Origin of the sequence: Streptomyces sp. TLI_146 (genome assembly GCF_002846415.1) — a bacterium.
Lineage (GTDB): Bacteria > Actinomycetota > Actinomycetes > Streptomycetales > Streptomycetaceae > Streptomyces.
The window spans coordinates 2,340,017-2,360,475 of the sequence record NZ_PJMX01000001.1 but is presented as its reverse complement, the minus strand read 5'-3'; the positions used below and the strand labels follow the sequence as shown (position 1 = coordinate 2,360,475).

Here is a 20,459-nt window from a genome sequence, read left to right as displayed (position 1 = left end):
TCTGGCGAACGACGCAGAATTGGTTACGCGAAGGAGACAGGCAGATGTCCGGCCACTCTAAATGGGCTACGACGAAGCACAAGAAGGCCGTGATCGACGCCAAGCGCGGCAAACTCTTCGCGAAGCTGATCAAGAACATCGAGGTCGCGGCGCGCACCGGCGGCGCGGACATCGACGGCAACCCGACGCTCTTCGACGCCGTGCAGAAGGCCAAGAAGCAGTCGGTGCCCAACAAGAACATCGACTCCGCGCTCAAGCGCGGTGCCGGTCTCGAGGCGGGCGGCGCCGACTACGAGACGATCATGTACGAGGGCTACGGCCCGAACGGTGTCGCGGTGCTCATCGAGTGCCTCACCGACAACCGCAACCGTGCCGCCTCGGACGTCCGCGTCGCCATGACCCGCAACGGCGGCAACATGGCCGACCCGGGCTCCGTCTCGTACCTCTTCAACCGCAAGGGCGTCATCATCCTGCCCAAGGCGGAGCTCACCGAGGACGACGTGCTCGGCGCGGTCCTGGACGCCGGTGCCGAAGAGGTCAACGACAACGGTGACACCTTCGAGATCATCAGCGAGGCCACCGACCTGGTCGCGGTCCGTACCGCGCTCCAGGAGGCGGGCATCGACTACGACTCGGCCGACTCCAGCTTCGTCCCGACCATGCAGGTCGAGCTGGACGAGGAGGGCGCGCGCAAGATCTTCAAGCTGATCGACGCGCTGGAGGACAGCGACGACGTGCAGAACGTCTTCGCCAACTTCGACGTCTCCGACGAGGTCATGGAGAAGGTCGACGCGTAACGCTGCCGCTTGCCGCGCAGTTCCGGCGGGCCGATGGGACACGTCCCACCGGCCCGCCGCTGTTGTCAGTGGCAGCGGATAGCCTGGCAGGAAGTCGAAGATCACCGAGGGGAGGGGCCGTGCGCGTACTCGGAGTGGACCCCGGGCTGACGCGGTGTGGCGTGGGCGTCGTCGAGGGGGTCGCGGGCCGGCCGCTCACCATGCTGGGCGTCGGTGTCGTCCGGACGCCCGCGGACGCCGAGTTGGGCCACCGCCTGGTCGCCATCGAGCAGGGCATAGAAGCGTGGCTGGACGAGCACCGGCCCGAATTCGTCGCCGTGGAGCGGGTGTTCAGCCAGCACAACGTGCGTACGGTGATGGGCACCGCCCAGGCCAGCGCCGTCGCCATGCTCTGCGCGTCCCGCCGCGGCATCCCGGTCGCCCTGCACACCCCCAGCGAGGTCAAGGCCGCCGTCACCGGCAGCGGCCGGGCCGACAAGGCCCAGGTCGGCGCGATGGTGACCCGGCTCCTCCGGCTCGACGCCCCGCCCAGACCGGCCGACGCGGCGGACGCGCTGGCCCTCGCCATCTGCCACATCTGGCGCGCCCCCGCCGTGAACCGCCTGCAACAGGCGCACGAGCAGGCCCGCCGTGCCCACCTCTCCGTAAAGAAGGTCACGCGATGATCGCCTTCGTCAGCGGCCCGGTCGCCGCCCTCGCCCCCGACACCGCGGTGGTCGAGGTCGGCGGCGTCGGCATGGCCCTCCAGTGCACCCCGAACACACTGGCCGGTCTGCGCATCGGCCAACAGGCCAAGCTCGCCACGTCGTTGGTGGTGCGCGAGGACTCCCTGACGCTGTACGGCTTCGCGGACGACGACGAGAAGCAGGTCTTCGAGCTGCTCCAGACCGCCAACGGGGTGGGCCCCCGGCTCGCCCAGGCGGTGCTCTCGGTGCACACGCCGGACGCGCTGCGCCGGGCCTTCGCCTCCGGCGACGAGAAGGCGCTGACCGCCGTCCCCGGCATCGGAAAGAAGGGCGCCCAGAAGCTCCTCATCGAGCTGAAGGACCGGCTCGGCGCGCCCGTCGGCAGCGCCCCGGCCGTCGGCGCCCCTGTCACGGCGGGCTGGCGCGACCAGCTGCACGCCGCCCTGATCGGCCTCGGCTACGCGACCCGGGAGGCCGACGAGGCGGTCGCCGCCGTCGCCCCGCAGGCCGAGACCGACGGGAACCCGAACATCGGAGCGCTCCTGAAGGCCGCGCTGCAGACCCTCAACCGCGCCCGCTGACCGAGCCGAGACGAGAACGACACTGATGAACTGGGACGAGACCGGAGCCGACGCCACCGACCCGAGGCTGGTCGACTCGGTGGCCGACGGCGAGGACCAGGCCGTGGAGGCCGCCCTGCGCCCCAAGGACCTGGAGGAGTTCGTCGGCCAGGAGAAGGTCCGCGAGCAGCTCGACCTGGTGCTGCGGGCGGCCCGGGCGCGCGGCGCCACCGCCGACCACGTGCTGCTCTCGGGCGCCCCCGGCCTCGGCAAGACCACGCTCTCGATGATCATCGCGGCCGAGATGGGCGCCCCCATCCGGATCACCAGCGGCCCGGCGATCCAGCACGCGGGCGACCTCGCCGCGATCCTCTCCTCCCTCCAGGAGGGTGAAGTCCTCTTCCTCGACGAGATCCACCGGATGTCGCGGCCCGCCGAGGAGATGCTCTACATGGCGATGGAGGACTTCCGGGTCGACGTGATCGTCGGCAAGGGCCCCGGCGCCACCGCCATCCCGCTGGAGCTGCCCCCGTTCACCCTGGTCGGCGCCACCACGCGCGCGGGGCTGCTGCCGCCCCCGCTGCGCGACCGCTTCGGCTTCACCGGGCACATGGAGTTCTACGAGCCCGCCGAGCTGGAGCGGGTGATCCACCGCTCGGCCCGTCTGCTCGACGTGGAGATCGACCCGGCGGGCGCGGCCGAGATCGCCGGCCGCTCGCGCGGCACGCCCCGTATCGCCAACCGGCTGCTGCGCCGCGTCAGGGACTACGCGCAGGTCAAGGCCGACGGCGTGATCACCCAGGAGATCGCCGCGAAGGCCCTGGGGGTGTACGAGGTGGACGGCCGGGGTCTGGACCGGCTGGACCGGGCGGTGCTCCAGGCCTTGCTGAAACTGTTCGGCGGCGGCCCGGTCGGCCTGTCCACGCTGGCGGTCGCGGTGGGGGAGGAGCGCGAGACCGTCGAGGAGGTGGCCGAGCCCTTCCTCGTCAGGGAAGGCCTGCTCGCGCGGACCCCGCGCGGGCGCGTCGCCACCCCCGCCGCCTGGGCGCACCTGGGCCTGGTCCCGCCCCAGCAGGGCCAGGGCGGCGTCTCGGGAAGCGGACAACAGGGGCTCTTCGGGCCGTGACGGCGCGGGTGGGTGCGCGGGGAGGAACCCCGGTGGGATGCTGGGCGTTGTTCCAGCTGTGCGGACTCGCTTAGACTCCGCCGATGCCGCCCTTACATTTACAGGTCGGCATACCCACCCCCAGATCAGGCCGCACTCCTTGCGCGGTCGTGCGAAGGAAGTTCGTCCCGTGAGTCTCGTGACCCTTCTCCCCTTCATCGTCCTCATCGGGGCCATGTTCCTCATGACCCGCTCGGCGAAGAGGAAGCAGCAGCAGGCCGCCTCGATGCGCGAGGAGATGCAGCCCGGCACCGGCGTCCGCACCATCGGCGGTATGTACGCCACCGTGAAGGAGCTCGGCGACGACACGGTCCTTCTGGAGGTGGCGCCGGGCGTCCACGCCGTCTACGCGAAGAACGCGATCGGCGCGGTCCTCTCCGACGAGGAGTACAACCGCATCGTGCACGGCGACTCGGGCGAGACGTCCGACCTCCCGGCCGTGCCGGACGACGCCTCGTCGCTGACCGAGACCGCCGACGACGCGGCCGAGGCCGCCCCGGCGGACAAGATCGACCTGGGCAAGAAGGACGAGGCGGACGACGCCGCCGCGCCCAAGGACGGCAAGGCAGACGGCGAGTCGGACGCGAAGTAACCACTCTCCGGGACCGCTGGGCGCGCATCCGCGCCCGCCGGTCCCGCCGAGGGTGACGACTTCCACGGGGGACGTCCCCACAACACTTCGTGGCCGCCCAGGCGCACACCCGGCGCGGGCGGTTGGACAGGGAGAAACGACAAGGTGGCAGCACCGAAGAAGGGCCGAAGGCCGGCGGGGGCCCAGGGCAGGCCGGGGCGCACCCTGGTCCTGTTCCTGATCGCCATGGTGGCCCTCGCGGGCGGCATGTTCGCCTCCGGGCACACGACGCCGCGCCTGGGCATCGACCTCGCCGGCGGTACGAGCATCACGCTCAAGGCGAAGGCCGAGCCCGGCCAGGAGAAGGCGATCAACAAGGCCAACATGGACACCGCGGTCTCGATCATGAACCGCCGTGTCAATGGCCTGGGTGTCTCCGAGGCCGAGGTCCAGACCCAGGGCGATCGCAACATCATCGTCAACATCCCCAAGGGGACGAACTCGGAGCAGGCCCGCCAGCAGGTCGGCACCACCGCCAAGCTCTACTTCCGGCCCGTCCTGACGGTCGCCGCCGGTACCCCGACGAAGCCCGCCCCCAGCACCACGCCGAGCCCCTCGGCCAGCAAGGGCGCGGACAAGAACGGCGACAAGAACAAGCCGTCCTCGACGCCGTCGGACAAGCCGAGCTCGAAGGCGACGCCGCAGGGCCGCGCGCTCACCGACGGTCTGAAGGCGGACGGCAAGCCGTCCCCGAAGACCACGCCGCCGACCACCCCGAAGCCGGGGACGACGCCGGGCACCACGCCCCCGCCGGCCAACGACGCGGCCGCCGTCGCCAAGCTCCAGAAGGACTTCGAGTCGCTCGACTGCTCCACCAAGGAGTCCCGCGCCAAGGCCGCCTTCGGCAGCAAGGCCACCGACACGATCGCGGCCTGCAGCCAGACGGGTGACGCCAAGTACATCCTCGGCCCGGCCGAGATCGAGGGTACGGACGTCAAGAAGGCCAAGGCGGTCATCGACCAGCAGCGCGGCATGTGGATCGTCCAGATGGACTTCACGGGCAAGGGCTCGAAGAAGTTCCAGTCGATCACCGGCAAGCTGTCGAAGCAGCAGTCCCCGCAGAACCAGTTCGCCATCGCCCTGGACGGCCAGGTCGTCTCGGCCCCGTCGGTGAGCCAGACGCTCAGCGGCAGCGCCGAGATCTCCGGCAGCTTCAACCAGCGCTCCGCCACCGACCTGGCGAACGTGCTGTCCTACGGCGCCCTGCCGCTCTCCTTCGAGGAGCAGAGCGTCACCACCGTCACCGCGGCCCTCGGCGCCGACCAGCTGCACGCCGGTCTGATCGCCGGTGCCATCGGTCTGGCGCTGGTCATCATCTACCTGGTGCTCTACTACCGGGGTCTGGCGCTGGTCGCGATCCTGAGCCTCGTGGTCTCCGCGATCCTCACGTACGTGATCATGGCGCTGCTCGGCCCGGCCATCAACTTCGCGCTGAACCTGCCCGCGGTCTGCGGCGCCATCGTCGCCATCGGTATCACCGCGGACTCGTTCATCGTGTACTTCGAACGGATCCGGGACGAGATCCGCGAGGGCCGCACGCTGCGTCCGGCCGTCGAGCGGGCCTGGCCCCGCGCGCGGCGCACGATCATGGTCTCCGACTTCGTGTCGTTCCTCGCCGCCGCGGTGCTGTTCATCGTGACCGTCGGCAAGGTCCAGGGCTTCGCGTTCACGCTGGGTCTGACCACCCTGCTCGACATCGTCGTGGTGTTCCTGTTCACCAAGCCGGTGATGACGCTCCTGGCGCGCAAGAAGTTCTTCGCCAGCGGCCACTCGTGGTCCGGTCTGGACCCGCAGCGCCTCGGTGCCAAGCCGCCGCTGCGCCGCTCCCGCCGCACCTCGTCCGCCCCCACCGACCCGAAGGAGGCGTGAGATGTCGCGACTCGGTCATCTCGGCGCCCGGCTCTACCGCGGTGAGGTCGGCTACGACTTCGTCGGCAAGCGGAAGATCTGGTACGGCATCTCGATCCTGATCACCATCACGGCCATCGTGGGCCTGGCGGTGCGGGGTCTGACGATGGGCATCGAGTTCGAGGGCGGTGCCGTCTTCACCACCCCGAAGACCAGCGCCTCGGTCGCCCACGCGGAGGAGGTCGCGGAGAAGGCCTCCGGCCACGACGCGATCGTGCAGAAGCTCGGCAACAAGGGCCTGCGCATCCAGATCAGCGGGATCGACACCAACAAGTCGGACTCGATCAAGACCGAGCTCTCCAGGGAGCTCAAGGTCCCGGCCGAGGACATCAACGCCGACCTCGTCGGTCCCAGCTGGGGCGACCAGATCGCCAACAAGGCGTGGACCGGTCTGATCGTGTTCATGATCCTCGTGGTGATCTATCTGGCGATCGCCTTCGAGTGGCGTATGGCGCTCGCGGCCCTGGTCGCGCTGATCCACGACATCACGATCACCGTCGGCGTCTACGCGCTGGTCGGCTTCGAGGTCACCCCGGGCACCGTGATCGGTCTGCTGACCATCCTCGGTTACTCCCTCTACGACACCGTCGTCGTCTTCGACGGTCTCAAGGAGGGCCAGCGGGGCCTCACCAAGCAGACCAGGCTCACCTACAGCGAGATGGCGAACAAGAGCCTCAACGGCACCCTGGTGCGTTCCATCAACACCACGGTCGTCGCGCTGCTCCCGGTGGCGGGCCTGCTGTTCATCGGTGGCGGCGTCCTCGGCGCCGGCATGCTGAACGACATCTCGCTGTCGCTGTTCGTCGGCCTCGCGGCCGGTGCGTACTCCTCGATCTTCATCGCCACCCCGCTGGTCGCGGACCTCAAGGAGCGCGACCCGCAGATGAAGGCCCTCAAGAAGCGGGTGCTCGCCAAGCGGGCCGCCGCCGCTGCCAAGGGCGAGACGGGCGAGCCGCAGGACGCCGAGCCGCAGGACGAGGCCGAGGCCGAGACCGCCGGCGCGGTCGTCGGCCAGCGCCGCCAGCCGTCCCGCAACAACCGGGGGAAGCGCCGATGACGGTCTCCACCCAGGAGCTGCTGCTCAGCCGCATCCGTGACGTACCGGACTACCCGAAGCCGGGCGTGCTGTTCAAGGACATCACGCCGCTGCTCGCGGACCCGCTGGCGTTCACGGCCCTGACCGACGCCCTCGCCGAGCTGTGCGTACGGCACGGGGCGACGAAGATCGTCGGTCTGGAGGCGCGCGGCTTCATCCTGGCGGCCCCCGTCGCGGTCCGCGCCGGAATCGGCTTCATCCCCGTGCGCAAGGCGGGCAAGCTCCCCGGAGCGACGCTCTCGCAGGCGTACGAGCTGGAGTACGGCACGGCGGAGATCGAGGTGCACGCCGAGGACCTGGCCGCGGGCGACCGCGTCATGGTCATCGACGACGTCCTCGCGACCGGCGGCACGGCCGAGGCCTCCCTGGAGCTGATCCGGCGGGCCGGGGCCGAGGTGGCCGGAGTGGCGGTCCTGATGGAGCTCGGCTTCCTGGCCGGGCGCAACCGGCTGGAACCCGCCTTGCGCGGGGCCCCGCTGGAGGCACTCATCACGCTCTGACCAGGGCGGTAAACCCCGTAAGGCGGGCGTCGGAGGAATCCGGCGCCCGTCTTCCGCGTTCACTGGGTACAGCCCGTCACACCCGCCCGACACGAACCGGCCGCCCAGGATCGATACCATGGGCTCTCCGGGCCTGACCGGGGGACCCGGATCCTCCCCCAGACTCGGTCCGGGGGGACCCCCAGAGGAGCGCTCTTGCCAGACGAGGCCCAGCCACTCTCCGCCGAGCGGCCCGACCAGCAGGCCGAGCAGGCCACGGCGGCCCCCGCCGCGCCCCAGCAGCCGGTGGCGGAGCCCAAGCCCCCCACGCCCCAGCGGCCCCTCGCCGCGGCCCCGGCCCCCAAGCCCACGGCCCCCGCGAGCCCGGTGTCCCGCTCGGCCGGCTCCTCCAACCGCGTCCGCGCCCGGCTCGCCCGCCTCGGTGTGCAGCGCTCCTCCGCGTACAACCCGGTCCTGGAGCCGCTGCTGCGGATAGTGCGCAGCAACGACCCGAAGATCGAGACCGCCACGCTGCGCCAGGTCGAGAAGGCCTACCAGGTCGCCGAGCGCTGGCACCGCGGCCAGAAGCGCAAGAGCGGCGACCCGTACATCACGCATCCGCTCGCCGTCACCACCATCCTGGCCGAGCTGGGCATGGACCCGGCGACCCTGATGGCCGGGCTGCTCCACGACACCGTCGAGGACACCGAGTACGGCCTGGACACCCTGCGCCGCGACTTCGGCGACCAGGTCGCCCTGCTCGTCGACGGCGTCACCAAGCTCGACCGGGTCCAGTTCGGCGACGCCGCGCAGGCCGAGACCGTGCGCAAGATGGTCGTCGCCATGGCCAAGGACCCGCGCGTCCTGGTCATCAAGCTCGCCGACCGCCTGCACAACATGCGCACCATGCGCTACCTCAAGCGGGAGAAGCAGGAGAAGAAGGCCCGCGAGACCCTGGAGATCTACGCTCCGCTGGCCCACCGCCTGGGCATGAACACCATCAAGTGGGAGCTGGAGGACCTCGCCTTCGCGATCCTCTACCCCAAGATGTACGACGAGATCGTCCGGCTGGTCGCCGAGCGGGCGCCCAAGCGCGACGAGTACCTGGCCATAGTGACCGACGAGGTCCAGTCCGACCTGCGCGCGGCCCGGATCAAGGCCACCGTCACCGGCCGCCCCAAGCACTACTACAGCGTCTACCAGAAAATGATCGTCCGCGGCCGTGACTTCGCGGAGATCTACGACCTGGTGGGCATCCGCGTCCTGGTGGACACGGTCCGCGACTGCTACGCGGCGCTGGGCACGGTCCACGCCCGCTGGAACCCGGTTCCGGGGCGGTTCAAGGACTACATCGCGATGCCCAAGTTCAACATGTACCAGTCGCTGCACACGACGGTCATCGGCCCCAACGGCAAGCCCGTCGAGCTGCAGATCCGTACGTTCGACATGCACCGGCGCGCCGAGTACGGCATCGCCGCGCACTGGAAGTACAAGCAGGAGGCCGTCGCCGGAGCCTCCAAGGTGCGCACCGACGTACCGAAGAAGGCCGGCAAGGACGACCACATCAACGACATGGCGTGGCTGCGCCAGCTGCTCGACTGGCAGAAGGAGACCGAGGACCCCAGCGAGTTCCTGGAGTCCCTGCGCTTCGACCTCTCCCGCAACGAGGTCTTCGTCTTCACCCCCAAGGGCGACGTCATAGCGCTTCCGGCGGGTGCCACGCCGGTGGACTTCGCGTACGCGGTGCACACCGAGGTCGGCCACCGCACGATAGGCGCACGCGTCAACGGACGGCTCGTGCCGCTCGAATCCACCCTGGACAACGGCGACCTGGTGGAGGTCTTCACCTCCAAGGCGGCCGGCGCCGGACCCTCGCGCGACTGGCTGGGCTTCGTCAAGTCGCCGCGGGCCCGCAACAAGATCCGCGGCTGGTTCTCCAAGGAGCGCCGCGACGAGGCGATCGAGCAGGGCAAGGACGCCATCGCGCGCGCCATGCGCAAGCAGAACCTGCCGATCCAGCGCATCCTGACCGGCGACTCCCTGGTCACCCTCGCGCACGAGATGCGCTACCCCGACATCTCGTCGCTCTACGCGGCGATCGGCGAGGGCCATGTGGCCGCGCAGGGCGTCGTGCAGAAGCTGGTGCAGGCGCTCGGCGGCGAGGAGGCGGCCAACGAGGACATCGCCGAGTCGGCGCCGCCCTCGCGCGGCCGCAGCAAGCGCCGCGCCAACGCCGACCCGGGCGTGGTGGTCAAGGGCGTCGACGACGTGTGGGTCAAGCTGGCCCGCTGCTGTACGCCCGTCCCCGGCGACCCGATCATCGGCTTCGTGACGCGCGGCAGCGGCGTCTCGGTGCACCGCGCGGACTGCGTCAACGTCGACTCGCTCTCGCAGCAGCCGGAGCGGATCCTCGAAGTCGAGTGGGCGCCCACCCAGTCGTCGGTCTTCCTGGTCGCCATCCAGGTGGAGGCACTCGACCGCTCCCGGCTCCTCTCCGACGTCACCCGCGTCCTGTCCGACCAGCACGTCAACATCCTGTCGGCGGCCGTCCAGACGTCCCGCGACCGGGTCGCCACGTCCCGCTTCACCTTCGAGATGGGCGACCCCAAGCACCTCGGCCATGTCCTGAAGGCGGTCAGGGGAGTGGAGGGCGTCTACGACGTCTACCGGGTGACGTCGGCGCGCAGGCCCTGACCCTTTCGCGGGCGCCCGCCCGGATCCTCCAATCGGCTTGCGGTACGGCCGGGTTGGGCGAATGATCGGGGCGGGCGGCAACGGGGGGTGAGATGGCGGAGCCAACCTTGATCGGCGGGCGGTTCGCGGTGCTGCGGCGCCTGGGAGCCGGCGGCATGGGCGAGGTCTACGAGGCGCTGGACACGGCCCTCGACCGCCGGGTCGCCGTCAAGCTCATCCGCTCCGCGCTCCTGTCCGAGGAGTCGGGCGCGCGGTTCGCCCGGGAGGCGCGGGCGCTGGCCAGGATCGACCACCCCAACGTGGTCACCGTGTACGAGGCGGGGGTCCAGGACGACGTCCCCTACCTGGTCATGGAGCTGCTGGAGGGGGTCGGTCTCCAGCAGCTGCTCCGGGAGCGCGGGCCGCAGGACGAGGCGACGGTACGGGCGGTGGCCGCCGGGGTCTGCCGGGCACTCGCGGCCGTGCACGAGGCCGGCATGGTGCACCGGGACGTCAAGCCCAGCAACATCCAGCTCACCAGGACGGGCCGGGTGGCCCTGCACGACTTCGGCATCGCCCAGCAGCACGACTCCACGGCGATCACCCAGTCCGGCCTCGTCGTCGGCACGCCCGCCTACATGGCGCCCGAGCAGGTCAGGGGCGCGCCGTCCGGACGGCAGTCCGACATGTACGCCCTGGGCAGCTGCGTCTACGAGATGCTGACCGGCGCTCCGCCGTTCGCGGCGGATTCGATGCACGCCGTCATGTTCCGCATCGCCCAGGAACCGGCGCCGCCTCTGCACGGCAGCCCAGGGATCCCGGACGACCTCGCGGACCTGGTCGACGCGCTGCTGCGCAAGGATCCGGCCGACCGGCCCGACGCCCAGACGGTCATCGCCCTGCTGCGCTGCCCCGCGGACGCCGACGCACTGGTCGCGGCGGCCGTCACGGGGGAGCTTCGCGAACGGGCCCTGGAGTCCTTCGCCTCGCCCCCCGAGGTCGTGTTCGACGTCCCCCCGGTGACCGGGGAGCCGTCGGCGGCCGCGGCGCGGGAGGCGCCCCCGTGGCAGCTGCCGCAGCCCGACCAGCCGCTCGCCCTCAGCAGCGGCACCCGCGGCCAGATCCTGCGGGCCATGTCGCCCGAGGCCGCCGAGGCCCGCCAGCGCGAAGCGGTCAACCTCGTCCTGCGGGGCTCCCTCGAAGAGGCCGTGCAGCTCCTCGCCGTGGTCGCCGAGGTCTGGCGCACCATCCACGGCCCCGACCACCCGGCCACCCTCACCTGCGCCTACTGGCAGGGGGTCTGCCTCGCCCGGCTCGGCGCCGCCGGGGAGGCGGTCGCCAAGTTCTCGACCGTGTCCGCCGCTTCCCACCGCGCCCTCACCCAGCAGCAGCTCGCCCGGCTCGCCCCGGGCGCCGAACCGCATCCTCCGGACGAAAGGTGATGAGGGCCCAGTGACGCAGATCGAGGTCCGGGTGACCGGCGGAGCCGACTCCGAGGAGGAGCTGCGCTCACTGCTGCGCTGGCTCAAGGCGGACGACGACATCGGACGCGGTGTGCACGGGGTGCTCGCGAGCTCCGAGCCCGCCCGCCCCGACCACCTGGGCGTCCTGCTCGACCTCATCTCGCTCGGTGTGAGCGGCGGCCTCTCCGCCGCACAGCTCTCCCTGGCCATCGACCAGTGGCGCGCGGGCCGGCGCGGCGCCCGTCGGGTCACGCTGCGCAGGGACGGCTGGGAGATCGAGGTGGACGGCGCGGACGCCCGGACCGTACGGGAGATCGCCGAGCTGCTGAGGGAGCACACGGACGAGGAGCAGGGCGATGCCGGCGGGCCTGCCTGACCCCTCCGCCTCGGCGGCCGTCCTGATCGGCACGAGCAGCTATCTGCACCTGCCGCAGCTGCCGGCCGTCGAGACCAACATCGCGGACCTGTCGAAGATCCTCCAGGACCCGACCGTGTGGGGGCTGCCGGGCGCGAACACCCTGACGGTCGCCGACCCGGAGACCCCGGCCGCCTTCCTCGACCCCGTGTACGCGGCGGGCGAGCGCGCCGAGGACACCCTGTTCGTCTACTACTGCGGCCACGGCCTGCGCGACTCCGACTCCGCCGACCTCTACGTCGCCCTCACCGGCTCGCGCGAGAGCTCCGGCTACACGGCGGTCGAATACCGGCATCTGCGCGCCGCGATCCTCGCCTCCCCGGCCCGCCGCAAGATCGTCGTACTCGACTGCTGCTTCAGCGGGCGCGCCGCCCGCACCCTCAGCAGCCCCGGCGCCCTGGCCGCACAGGCCGGGATCCAGGGCGCCTATGTGCTCACCGCCTCGCCCAAGGACCACGTCGCCCTCGCCCCGGAAGGCGAGCGGCACACCGCCTTCACCGGCGAGCTGCTGCACGTCCTGGACAACGGACTCCCGGACGCACCCGACACCCTGGACCTGGAGACGCTGTTCCGCGCGGTCGACGCCCGGCTCGGCGCGCGCAACCGGCCGCGTCCGCAGCGCAGCCAGGAGAACGACGTCGGCCGCCTCCCGCTGGTGCGCAACCGCGCCAAGGCCTCGCCCGACGCCCCGGCCGGGCCGGTCATCGACGCCGACGTGGAGGCCGCGATGGTCTCCTCCGGGCTCCAACTGGCGCGACTGCTCAGATCCGTCGGCCGCAGCAGGGACGCCCTGCCCGTGCTCCGCATGATCCTCCAGAACAGCGTGCCCGACGCCGACGGCGACACCATCACCGTGCACCTGGAGCTCGCCGAACTGCTCACCGAGACCGGCCAGGACCAGCAGGCCATCCAGGTCCTGGAGAGCGCCTTCCACCAGACCCACAAGCGGTTCGGCCCGGAGGCCGTCACCGTCTCCCGGCGGCTGTCCGAACTGCTCCAGACCGCCGGCAACCACAGCCAGGCCTGCGAGGTGCTGCGCCACGCGCTGGACAGCCTGGAGCGCGCCACCCGCCAGCCCGGCGCCACGGCCTGAGCGGCACAACGAAGGGGCCTCACATACGAAGGGGCCTCACATACGCAAGGGGCCTCCCGTACGTCACGTACGGGAGGCCCCTTCAGGTGCGGCGACGGCGGTGGGTCAGCCGCCGAACTCCTCCAGGCCCTTCAGGGCCTGGTCGAGCAGGGCCTGGCGGCCCTCCAGCTCCTTGGCCAGCTTGTCGGCCTTGGCGTTGTTGCCCGCCGCGCGGGCCGCGTCGATCTGGCCGCGCAGCTTGTCGACGGCGGCCTGAAGCTGGCCCGTCAGACCCGCGGCACGCGCGCGTGCCTCCGGGTTGGTGCGGCGCCACTCCGACTCCTCGGCCTCCTGCAGGGCCCGCTCCACGGCGTGCATCCGGCCCTCGACCTTCGGGCGGGCGTCGCGCGGCACATGGCCGATGGCCTCCCAGCGCTCGTTGATGCCGCGGAAGGTGGCGCGGGCCGCCTTCAGATCGGTCACCGGGACGAGCTTCTCGGCCTCGACGGCCAGCTCCTCCTTGAGCTTCAGGTTCTCGGTCTGCTCGGCGTCACGCTCCGCGAAGACCTCGCCGCGCGCGGCGAAGAAGACGTCCTGGGCGCCGCGGAAGCGGTTCCACAGCTCGTCCTCGGCCTCGCGCTGGGCGCGGCCCGCCGCCTTCCAGTCCGCCATCAGCTCGCGGTAGCGGGCGGCCGTGGTGCCCCAGTCCGTGGACGAGGACAGCGCCTCAGCCTCGGCGACCAGCTTCTCCTTGGCCTTGCGGGCCTCCTCGCGCTGCGCGTCGAGCGACGCGAAGTGCGCCTTGCGGCGCTTGGAGAACGCCGAGCGCGCGTGCGAGAAGCGGTGCCACAGCTCGTCGTCGGACTTCCGGTCGAGCCGCGGCAGGCCCTTCCAGGTGTCCACGAGAGCCCGCAGCCGCTCGCCGGCCGAGCGCCACTGCTCGCTCTGCGCCAGCTCCTCGGCCTCGGCGACCAGCGCCTCCTTGGCGTGCTTGGCCTCGTCGGTCTGCTTGGCCTTCTGGACCTTGCGCTCCTCGCGCCGCGACTCGACGGTCTCGACGAGCTTGTCGAGCCGCTTGCGCAGCGCTTCGAGGTCGCCCACCGCGTGGTGCTCGTCCACCTGGGTGCGCAGATGGTCGATCGCGGTCTGGGCGTCCTTCGCCGACAGGTCGGTGGTCTTCACCCGTCGTTCGAGGAGGCCGATCTCGACAACCAGGCCCTCGTATTTGCGCTCGAAGTAGGCCAGGGCCTCCTCGGGAGTCCCCGCCTGCCACGATCCGACGACCACTTCGCCCTCGGCTGTACGCACATACACGGTGCCCGTCTCGTCGACGCGGCCCCACGGGTCGCTGCTCACAGCGCCTCCTCCACATGATGCCTGCGCGAGGGGTTCGGCCCTCGTGGCATCGTCCACAGTTTCCGGGACGGGCCTCGCCCGCCCTCCACAGCGCGTTTTCCACCGCGCTGCACAACGCCAATCTAGGCGACCGGCCGCCCGGCTGTCCGCACTCAGCACGGCCGAATTCCGCGGGTCAGTCCTTGTTGACGGCGGCCTTGGTGATGGTGACGGCCGTCTTCGGCGCGCCGTCCCCGGCACCGCCGGCCACGCCCGCCTTCGCCACGTCCTGCACCACCTTGAGCGTCGCGGCGTCCATCGTGCCGAACGGCGTGTAGCTGGGCGGCAGTTTGCTGTCCTTGTAGACCAGGAAGAACTGGCTGCCGCCGGTGTGCGGCTGGCTGGTGTTGGCCATGGCGACGGTGCCCGCCGGGTACGTCACGGTGCCGTCCGCGCCCGCCTTGCCCAGACCCGTCAGGTTCTCGTCGGGGATCGTGTAGCCGGGGCCGCCGGTGCCGTCGCCCTTGGGGTCGCCGCACTGGAGCACGAAGATGCCCTGCGTGGTCAGTCGGTGACACTTCGTGTTGGTGAAGTAGCCCTTGTCGGCGAGGGACTTGAACGAGTTGACCGTGTGCGGGGTCTTCGCCGCCGCCATCTTGAACGCGATGTCCCCGGCGCTGGTCTTCAGCGACATCGTGTACGAGGCCTTCTGGTCGATCGCCATCTTCGGCTCCGGCCCGGAGTCCTTGCTCGCCTGGGGCGTCGGGGTCTCGCTCGGCGCCGCCGAGTCCGACTTCTTCTTGTCGTCGCCGTCGAAGGCTCCCGTGGCGTAGGCCGCCCCGCCCCCCACGACGACCACCGCGAGGACGGCCGCGATGACGGTGTTGCGGAGCTTGGACTTGCGCCGGGCCTCCTCGCGGCGGCGCTGCTGACGCTCGAACTTCTCCCGGGCGAGCTGGCGCCGGCGCTGATCGCTGCTGACCACCGGTGGTCTCCTTGTGCGGTGTAGTCGGGTAGGACGCGTGTACGCGCGGACTGTGCCCGTACCGTATATGGGTTCGCTGTGACAGGAGCAGCGCCGGTAGGCTCTGAACAGCCGCAATCACCCGTCGTACGAGAAATTGAGGACGATCGTGCTCATTGCCGGGTTCCCCGCCGGGGCCTGGGGCACCAACTGCTATCTGGTCGCCCCCGCCGCAGGCGAGGAGTGCGTGATCATCGACCCGGGCCACCAGGCCGCCCAGGGAGTCGAGGACGCGCTCAGGAAGCATCGGCTCAAGCCCGTCGCCGTCGTCCTCACCCACGGCCACATCGACCACTGCGCCTCGGTCGTCCCGGTCTGCGGGGCCCACGACGTGCCCGCCTGGATCCACCCCTCGGACCGGTACATGATGAGCGACCCGGAGAAGGCGCTCGGCCGCTCCTTCGGCGCGCAGATCATGGGCGAGCTGACCATCGGCGAACCGGACGACGTCAAGGAGCTGACGGACGGTGCCACGCTGGAGCTGGCCGGCATGGAGCTCACCGTGTCGCACGCGCCCGGCCATACCAAGGGGTCGGTGACGTTCGGGCTGCCCGAGGCGGAGGACATCCCTCCGATCCTGTTCTCGGGCGACCTGCTCTTCGCCGGCTCCGTCGGACGCACCGACCTGCCCGGCGGCAGCCACGCCGAGCTCCTTGAGTCGCTGGGCCGCGTGTGCCTGCCGCTCGACGACTCGACCGTGGTGCTGTCCGGCCACGGCTCCCAGACCACCATCGGCCAGGAGCGCGCCACCAACCCGTATCTGCGGCAGGTGGCCGCCGGCCTGGGAGAGGGCATCGCCTCTCCCCGACGAGGAATGTGACGAGAAGCTTCCCCATGAGTACCTTCCAGGCCCCCAAGGGCACCTACGACCTGCTGCCGCCGAACAGCGCCACCTACCTCGCCGTCCGCGAGGCGATCGCGGCCCCGCTGCGCAACTCCGGCTACGGCTACGTGGAGACCCCGGGCTTCGAGAACGTCGAGCTCTTCGCGCGCGGTGTCGGCGAGTCCACCGACATCGTGACCAAGGAGATGTACGCCTTCGAGACGAAGGGCGGCGACAGGCTGGCGCTGCGCCCCGAGGGCACCGCGTCCGTGCTGCGCGCGGCCCTGGAGGCCAATCTCCACAAGGCCGGCAACCTGCCCGTCAAGCTCTGGTACTCGGGCTCGTACTACCGCTACGAGCGCCCCCAGAAGGGCCGCTACAGGCACTTCTCGCAGGTCGGCGCCGAGGCGATTGGCGCGGAGGACCCGGCGCTCGACGCCGAGCTGATCATCCTGGCGAACGACGCCTACCGCTCGCTCGGCCTGCGGAACTTCCGCATCCTGCTGAACTCGCTGGGCGACCAGGAGTGCCGTCCGGTCTACCGGGCCGCCCTCCAGGACTTCCTGCGCGGCCTCGACCTCGACGAGGACACCCTGCGCCGCGCCGAGATCAACCCGCTGCGCGTCCTCGACGACAAGCGGGACGCGGTCCAGAAGCAGCTGGTGGGCGCGCCGCTGCTGCGCGACTACCTGTGCGACGCCTGCAAGGCGTACCACGAGGAGGTGCGCGAGCTGCTGACCGCGGAGGGCGTCGCGTACGAGGACGACCCGAAGCTGGTGCGCGGCCTCGACTACTACACCCGCACCACCTTCGAGTTCGTCCACGACGGCCTGGGCTCGCAGTCCGCGGTCGGCGGCGGCGGCCGCTACGACGGCCTCTCCGAGATGATCGGCGGCCCCGCGCTGCCGTCGGTGGGCTGGGCGCTGGGCGTCGACCGTACGGTGCTGGCGCTGGAGGCCGAGGGCGTCGCCCTCGACATCCCCTCCGCGACCAGCGTGTTCGCGGTGCCGCTGGGCGAGGAGGCCCGCCGCGTGCTGTTCCGCGTGGTCACCGAGCTGCGCCGGGGCGGGGTCGCGACGGACTTCAGCTACGGCGGCAAGGGCCTCAAGGGCGCCATGAAGAACGCCAACCGCTCCGGCGCCCGCCTCACCATCGTCGCGGGCGAGCGGGACCTGGCCGAGGGCGTGGTCCAGCTCAAGGACATGGAGTCCGGCGACCAGGTGGCGGTCCCCGTCGCGGAGGTCGTCGAGGCCGTGCGCGCCCGCCTGGCCTGACGGCCGGGTCAACTCGGTGCGTACGGCGTCGTCCTGATGGATGACGCCGAGGCCGAAGTGCCAAGTCCGGTCCCCGCGGGCCGGACTTGGCACGGTGGCCGCCGCCGTCCTTATCCCCAGCGAACGGTGGCCGGGCCACCGATTGCGGCACAATGGCCCTGCCCAGCAGCCACGGAATGACGGAACGGCGATATGACCACAACAGTTGACGACGTCTCCTCCGGCCAGGAGCAGGTGAGCACCAAGGGCACCGTCGGCGGCAGCCGCGCGTTCGCGTGGCTCCTGGTGATCACGGGGGCCGCCGGACTGCTCGCGGCCTGGGTCATCACCATCGACAAGTTCAAGCTGCTGGAGGACCCGAACTTCACGCCGGGCTGCAGCCTCAACCCGGTGGTCTCCTGCGGCAACATCATGAAGAGCGACCAGGCCTCGGCGTTCGGCTTCCCGAACCCGATGCTGGGTCTGGTGGCGTACGGGATCGTGATCGCGGTCGGCATGAGCCTGCTGGCGGGCGCGCGCTTCCGGCGCTGGTACTGGCTGACCTTCAACGCGGGCACGCTCTTCGGCGTCGGGTTCTGCACCTGGCTCCAGTTCCAGTCGCTGTACCGGATCAACGCGCTGTGCCTGTGGTGCAGCCTGGCCTGGGTCGCCACGATCTTCATGTTCTGGTACCTGACCTCGCACAACATCCGCCGCGGCCTGCTGCCGGCGCCGGGCTGGCTGAAGTCGTTCCTGTCGGAGTTCACCTGGGTCCTGCCCGTGGTGCACGTCGGGATCATCGGGATGCTGATCCTGACGCGCTGGTGGGACTTCTGGACCAGCTGACCTGCCTGACCTGGGGGTTCGCCCGCTCTGACGGCGTTGTCAGTGGGGTGGCATAGGGTTCTGGACGTGGAGCCCGACCTGTTCACCGCAGCCGCAGAGGACCGCCAGGAGAAAGACCCGGCGGGCAGCCCTCTGGCCGTCCGGATGCGCCCGCGCACCCTCGACGAAGTGGTCGGGCAGCAGCACCTGCTGAAGCCCGGCTCGCCCCTGCGGCGCCTGGTGGGGGAGGGGAGCGGCGGCCCCGCCGGACCCTCCTCCGTGATCCTGTGGGGCCCGCCCGGCACCGGCAAGACGACCCTCGCCTACGTGGTGTCGAAGGCGACCAACAAGCGGTTCGTCGAGCTCTCCGCGATCACCGCGGGCGTCAAGGAAGTGCGGGCCGTGATCGACGGGGCCCGCCGGGCCATCGGCGGCTTCGGCAAGGAGACCGTCCTCTTCCTCGACGAGATCCACCGCTTCTCCAAGGCCCAGCAGGACTCGCTGCTCCCGGCGGTGGAGAACCGCTGGGTGACGCTGATCGCGGCGACGACCGAGAACCCGTACTTCTCGGTGATCTCCCCGCTGCTCTCCCGCTCCCTGCTGCTGACCCTGGAGCCGCTCACCGACGACGACCTGCGCGCGCTGCTGCGCCGGGCGGTCGCGGAGGAGCGCGGGCTCGGCGGTGCGGTGGCGCTGGCCGAGGACGCCGAGGCGCATCTGCTGCGGATCGCGGGCGGCGACGCCCGGCGCGCCCTGACCGCCCTGGAGGCGGCGGCGGGCTCGGCCCTGGCCAAGGAGGAGCGGGAGGTCACGCTCCAGACGGTCGAGGAGACGGTCGACCGGGCGGCGGTGAAGTACGACAAGGACGGCGACCAGCACTACGACGTGGCGAGCGCCCTGATCAAGTCGATCCGCGGCTCGGACGTGGACGCGGCGCTGCACTATCTGGCCCGGATGATCGAGGCGGGTGAGGACCCGCGGTTCATCGCGCGCCGCCTGATGATCTCCGCGAGCGAGGACATCGGCCTCGCGGACCCGACGGCGCTGCCGACGGCCGTCGCCGCCGCCCAGGCCGTCGCCATGATCGGCTTCCCCGAGGCGGCCCTCACACTCAGCCACGCCACCATCGCCCTGGCGCTCGCCCCCAAGTCGAACGCGGCGACGAACGCGATCTTCGCCGCGATGGAGGACGTACGGAAGGGCCTGGCCGGGCCCGTCCCGCCGCATCTGCGCGACGGCCACTACAAGGGCGCGGCCAAGCTCGGCCACGCCCAGGGCTATGTGTATCCGCACGATGTGCCGGGCGCGATCGCGGCGCAGCAGTACGCACCGGACGCGGTGGCCGACAAGCGCTACTACGAGCCGACGCGCTACGGCGCGGAGGCGCGGTACGCGGACGTGGTGGAGAAGGTCCGCGAGCGGCTGGGCCGGGGCGAGTAGTCTCCCTCGCCCCCGGCCGCTCGGCCTCGTACCACCGTGTCCTTGTCTCTGCCCCTCAGTCCGTCGCCGCCTCGAAGAGCCGGCGCATAGCCCGGCGCAGCGGGCCCAGGCCGGTCACCGGCTCGGGGAACTCGAAGCGCGCGTCGAAGCAGCGCCCGTCGGTGTCCTGGAAGCGGACCCGCAGCCCGAACCGGTCGAGGGCGAGCGGCGTGACCGACTTGATCCGCCGGTTCCCGTCGTGTCCCTCGCGCCCTTCGCGGTCGACCAGCCCGCACAGCGACCGCACCTGCTCCCCGTGGTGGGCGTGCAGATGCTGGAGCAGCTCCGTCTCGTCCCGGGCCAGCGGATCGGGCAGGGCGGCCGCGAACGCCTCGGGCTCCACCGCGCAGGCGCCCCACAGGTCGTCCACGTACGCCTCGTTGACCTCCAGGCGCAGCGTCATGCTGCCGGGCGGGGCCAGGCCGGGGACGCGGGTGAGCCAGCCGGTGATCCAGGCGCGGCCGCGGATACGGTGCGGGACGGAGACCGGCGCCACATCGGTGATCTCCAGGACGGCCGACAGCTCGTCGTCCTGGGCGTGGGTCGCGGCCCGTACGACGGGCGAGTCGGCGGGGAAGAGCAGGAACAGATCGCCCTCGGGGCCCACGTTCCGCAGCCGTGGCTCCAGCTGCTCCGGGCGGGCGCCCTCGAGGCCGGTGATGAGCAGCGCCGAGGAGCAGGTACTATGTACGAGAGTTCGTGTGCGCTCGGCTGCTGACGGCATCCGCGCGATTTCAAGTCCGCTGGGACGCGGCTGACCACGATCTGATCGGAC

General features: G+C 71.1%; 19 protein-coding genes. 16 read left to right on the top strand and 3 right to left on the bottom strand.

Going from position 1 to position 20,459, the window contains the following annotated elements; all coding sequences use genetic code 11:
- Positions 1–44: 44 nt before the first annotated feature.
- The 12 genes from BX283_RS10775 (at position 45) to BX283_RS10720 (ending at position 12,966) form a co-directional block, all read left to right on the top strand.
- Complete coding sequence (locus BX283_RS10775) at positions 45–797, top strand: YebC/PmpR family DNA-binding transcriptional regulator (RefSeq protein WP_101387404.1); 753 nt, start codon at positions 45–47, stop codon at positions 795–797.
- A 119-nt stretch (positions 798–916) separates the two neighbouring features.
- Complete coding sequence (ruvC, locus tag BX283_RS10770; protein WP_101387403.1) at positions 917–1,462, top strand: crossover junction endodeoxyribonuclease RuvC; 546 nt, start codon at positions 917–919, stop codon at positions 1,460–1,462.
- Positions 1,459–2,064 carry a Holliday junction branch migration protein RuvA gene (ruvA, locus tag BX283_RS10765; protein WP_101387402.1) on the top strand — a complete coding sequence of 202 codons (606 nt, stop codon included), beginning with the start codon at positions 1,459–1,461 and terminating at the stop codon, positions 2,062–2,064. Before ruvC ends, ruvA begins: the two co-directional genes overlap by 4 nt.
- Before the next feature lie 25 nt (positions 2,065–2,089).
- Positions 2,090–3,169, top strand: a complete 1,080-nt coding sequence (gene ruvB / locus BX283_RS10760; RefSeq protein WP_101387401.1) for a Holliday junction branch migration DNA helicase RuvB — start codon at positions 2,090–2,092, stop codon at positions 3,167–3,169.
- A gap of 169 nt (positions 3,170–3,338) precedes the next feature.
- Complete coding sequence (gene yajC / locus BX283_RS10755) at positions 3,339–3,800, top strand: preprotein translocase subunit YajC (protein WP_101387400.1); 462 nt, start codon at positions 3,339–3,341, stop codon at positions 3,798–3,800.
- A 144-nt stretch (positions 3,801–3,944) separates the two neighbouring features.
- A complete protein-coding gene (gene secD, locus BX283_RS10750) occupies positions 3,945–5,708 on the top strand; it encodes a protein translocase subunit SecD (RefSeq protein WP_101387399.1) in 1,764 nt (587 codons plus the stop codon).
- Position 5,709: 1 nt separating this feature from the next.
- Positions 5,710–6,804: a protein translocase subunit SecF gene (gene secF / locus BX283_RS10745; RefSeq protein ID WP_101387398.1), complete on the top strand. Its 1,095-nt coding sequence runs from the start codon at positions 5,710–5,712 to the stop codon at positions 6,802–6,804.
- Positions 6,801–7,343: an adenine phosphoribosyltransferase gene (locus BX283_RS10740; protein WP_101387397.1), complete on the top strand. Its 543-nt coding sequence runs from the start codon at positions 6,801–6,803 to the stop codon at positions 7,341–7,343. Before secF ends, BX283_RS10740 begins: the two co-directional genes overlap by 4 nt.
- Before the next feature lie 195 nt (positions 7,344–7,538).
- Positions 7,539–10,016: a bifunctional (p)ppGpp synthetase/guanosine-3',5'-bis(diphosphate) 3'-pyrophosphohydrolase gene (locus BX283_RS10735; RefSeq protein ID WP_101387396.1), complete on the top strand. Its 2,478-nt coding sequence runs from the start codon at positions 7,539–7,541 to the stop codon at positions 10,014–10,016.
- A gap of 92 nt (positions 10,017–10,108) precedes the next feature.
- Complete coding sequence (locus BX283_RS10730) at positions 10,109–11,437, top strand: serine/threonine-protein kinase (protein WP_101387395.1); 1,329 nt, start codon at positions 10,109–10,111, stop codon at positions 11,435–11,437.
- Positions 11,438–11,447: 10 nt separating this feature from the next.
- On the top strand, positions 11,448–11,834 hold the full coding sequence (locus BX283_RS10725; protein ID WP_101387394.1) for a hypothetical protein: 387 nt from the start codon (positions 11,448–11,450) through the stop codon (positions 11,832–11,834).
- On the top strand, positions 11,815–12,966 hold the full coding sequence (locus BX283_RS10720; protein WP_101387393.1) for a caspase family protein: 1,152 nt from the start codon (positions 11,815–11,817) through the stop codon (positions 12,964–12,966). The genes BX283_RS10725 and BX283_RS10720 overlap by 20 nt, the downstream gene beginning before the upstream one ends.
- 105 nt (positions 12,967–13,071) lie before the next feature.
- Here BX283_RS10720 and BX283_RS10715 read toward each other — a convergent pair whose 3' ends face one another.
- Together BX283_RS10715 and BX283_RS10710 are read right to left on the bottom strand one after the other, a co-directional pair.
- On the bottom strand, positions 13,072–14,301 hold the full coding sequence (locus tag BX283_RS10715; RefSeq protein WP_101387392.1) for a DUF349 domain-containing protein: 1,230 nt from the start codon (positions 14,299–14,301) through the stop codon (positions 13,072–13,074).
- A 175-nt stretch (positions 14,302–14,476) separates the two neighbouring features.
- Complete coding sequence (locus tag BX283_RS10710; protein ID WP_101387391.1) at positions 14,477–15,265, bottom strand: peptidylprolyl isomerase; 789 nt, start codon at positions 15,263–15,265, stop codon at positions 14,477–14,479.
- A 148-nt stretch (positions 15,266–15,413) separates the two neighbouring features.
- Between BX283_RS10710 and BX283_RS10705 the strand changes: the two genes are divergently transcribed.
- The 4 genes from BX283_RS10705 to BX283_RS10690 all read left to right on the top strand — a co-directional run bounded on the left by BX283_RS10705 (position 15,414) and on the right by BX283_RS10690 (position 19,645).
- Positions 15,414–16,124, top strand: coding sequence for an MBL fold metallo-hydrolase (locus BX283_RS10705; protein ID WP_101387390.1), 711 nt, complete (start codon positions 15,414–15,416; stop codon positions 16,122–16,124).
- Between the two features lie 14 nt (positions 16,125–16,138).
- Entirely contained in the window at positions 16,139–17,401 is a 1,263-nt protein-coding gene (gene hisS, locus BX283_RS10700) for a histidine--tRNA ligase (protein ID WP_101387389.1), read from the top strand.
- 192 nt (positions 17,402–17,593) lie between these two features.
- Positions 17,594–18,226 carry a vitamin K epoxide reductase family protein gene (locus BX283_RS10695; RefSeq protein WP_101387388.1) on the top strand — a complete coding sequence of 211 codons (633 nt, stop codon included), beginning with the start codon at positions 17,594–17,596 and terminating at the stop codon, positions 18,224–18,226.
- A gap of 66 nt (positions 18,227–18,292) precedes the next feature.
- On the top strand, positions 18,293–19,645 hold the full coding sequence (locus tag BX283_RS10690; protein WP_101387387.1) for a replication-associated recombination protein A: 1,353 nt from the start codon (positions 18,293–18,295) through the stop codon (positions 19,643–19,645).
- Positions 19,646–19,700: 55 nt separating this feature from the next.
- Here the strand turns inward: BX283_RS10690 and BX283_RS10685 are convergent, their stop codons facing one another.
- On the bottom strand, positions 19,701–20,408 hold the full coding sequence (locus BX283_RS10685) for a DUF2470 domain-containing protein (RefSeq protein ID WP_101387386.1): 708 nt from the start codon (positions 20,406–20,408) through the stop codon (positions 19,701–19,703).
- Positions 20,409–20,459 lie beyond the last annotated feature (51 nt).

Coding starts and splice junctions, on each gene's coding strand:
- BX283_RS10740 (WP_101387397.1), top strand. CDS start 6,801: ATGACGGTCTCCACCCAGGAGCTGCTGCTCAGCCGCATCCGTGACGTA.
- BX283_RS10730 (WP_101387395.1), top strand. CDS start 10,109: ATGGCGGAGCCAACCTTGATCGGCGGGCGGTTCGCGGTGCTGCGGCGC.
- hisS (WP_101387389.1), top strand. CDS start 16,139: ATGAGTACCTTCCAGGCCCCCAAGGGCACCTACGACCTGCTGCCGCCG.
- secF (WP_101387398.1), top strand. CDS start 5,710: ATGTCGCGACTCGGTCATCTCGGCGCCCGGCTCTACCGCGGTGAGGTC.
- BX283_RS10775 (WP_101387404.1), top strand. CDS start 45: ATGTCCGGCCACTCTAAATGGGCTACGACGAAGCACAAGAAGGCCGTG.
- ruvB (WP_101387401.1), top strand. CDS start 2,090: ATGAACTGGGACGAGACCGGAGCCGACGCCACCGACCCGAGGCTGGTC.
- BX283_RS10685 (WP_101387386.1), bottom strand. CDS start 20,408: ATGCCGTCAGCAGCCGAGCGCACACGAACTCTCGTACATAGTACCTGC.
- ruvA (WP_101387402.1), top strand. CDS start 1,459: ATGATCGCCTTCGTCAGCGGCCCGGTCGCCGCCCTCGCCCCCGACACC.
- BX283_RS10720 (WP_101387393.1), top strand. CDS start 11,815: ATGCCGGCGGGCCTGCCTGACCCCTCCGCCTCGGCGGCCGTCCTGATC.
- BX283_RS10695 (WP_101387388.1), top strand. CDS start 17,594: ATGACCACAACAGTTGACGACGTCTCCTCCGGCCAGGAGCAGGTGAGC.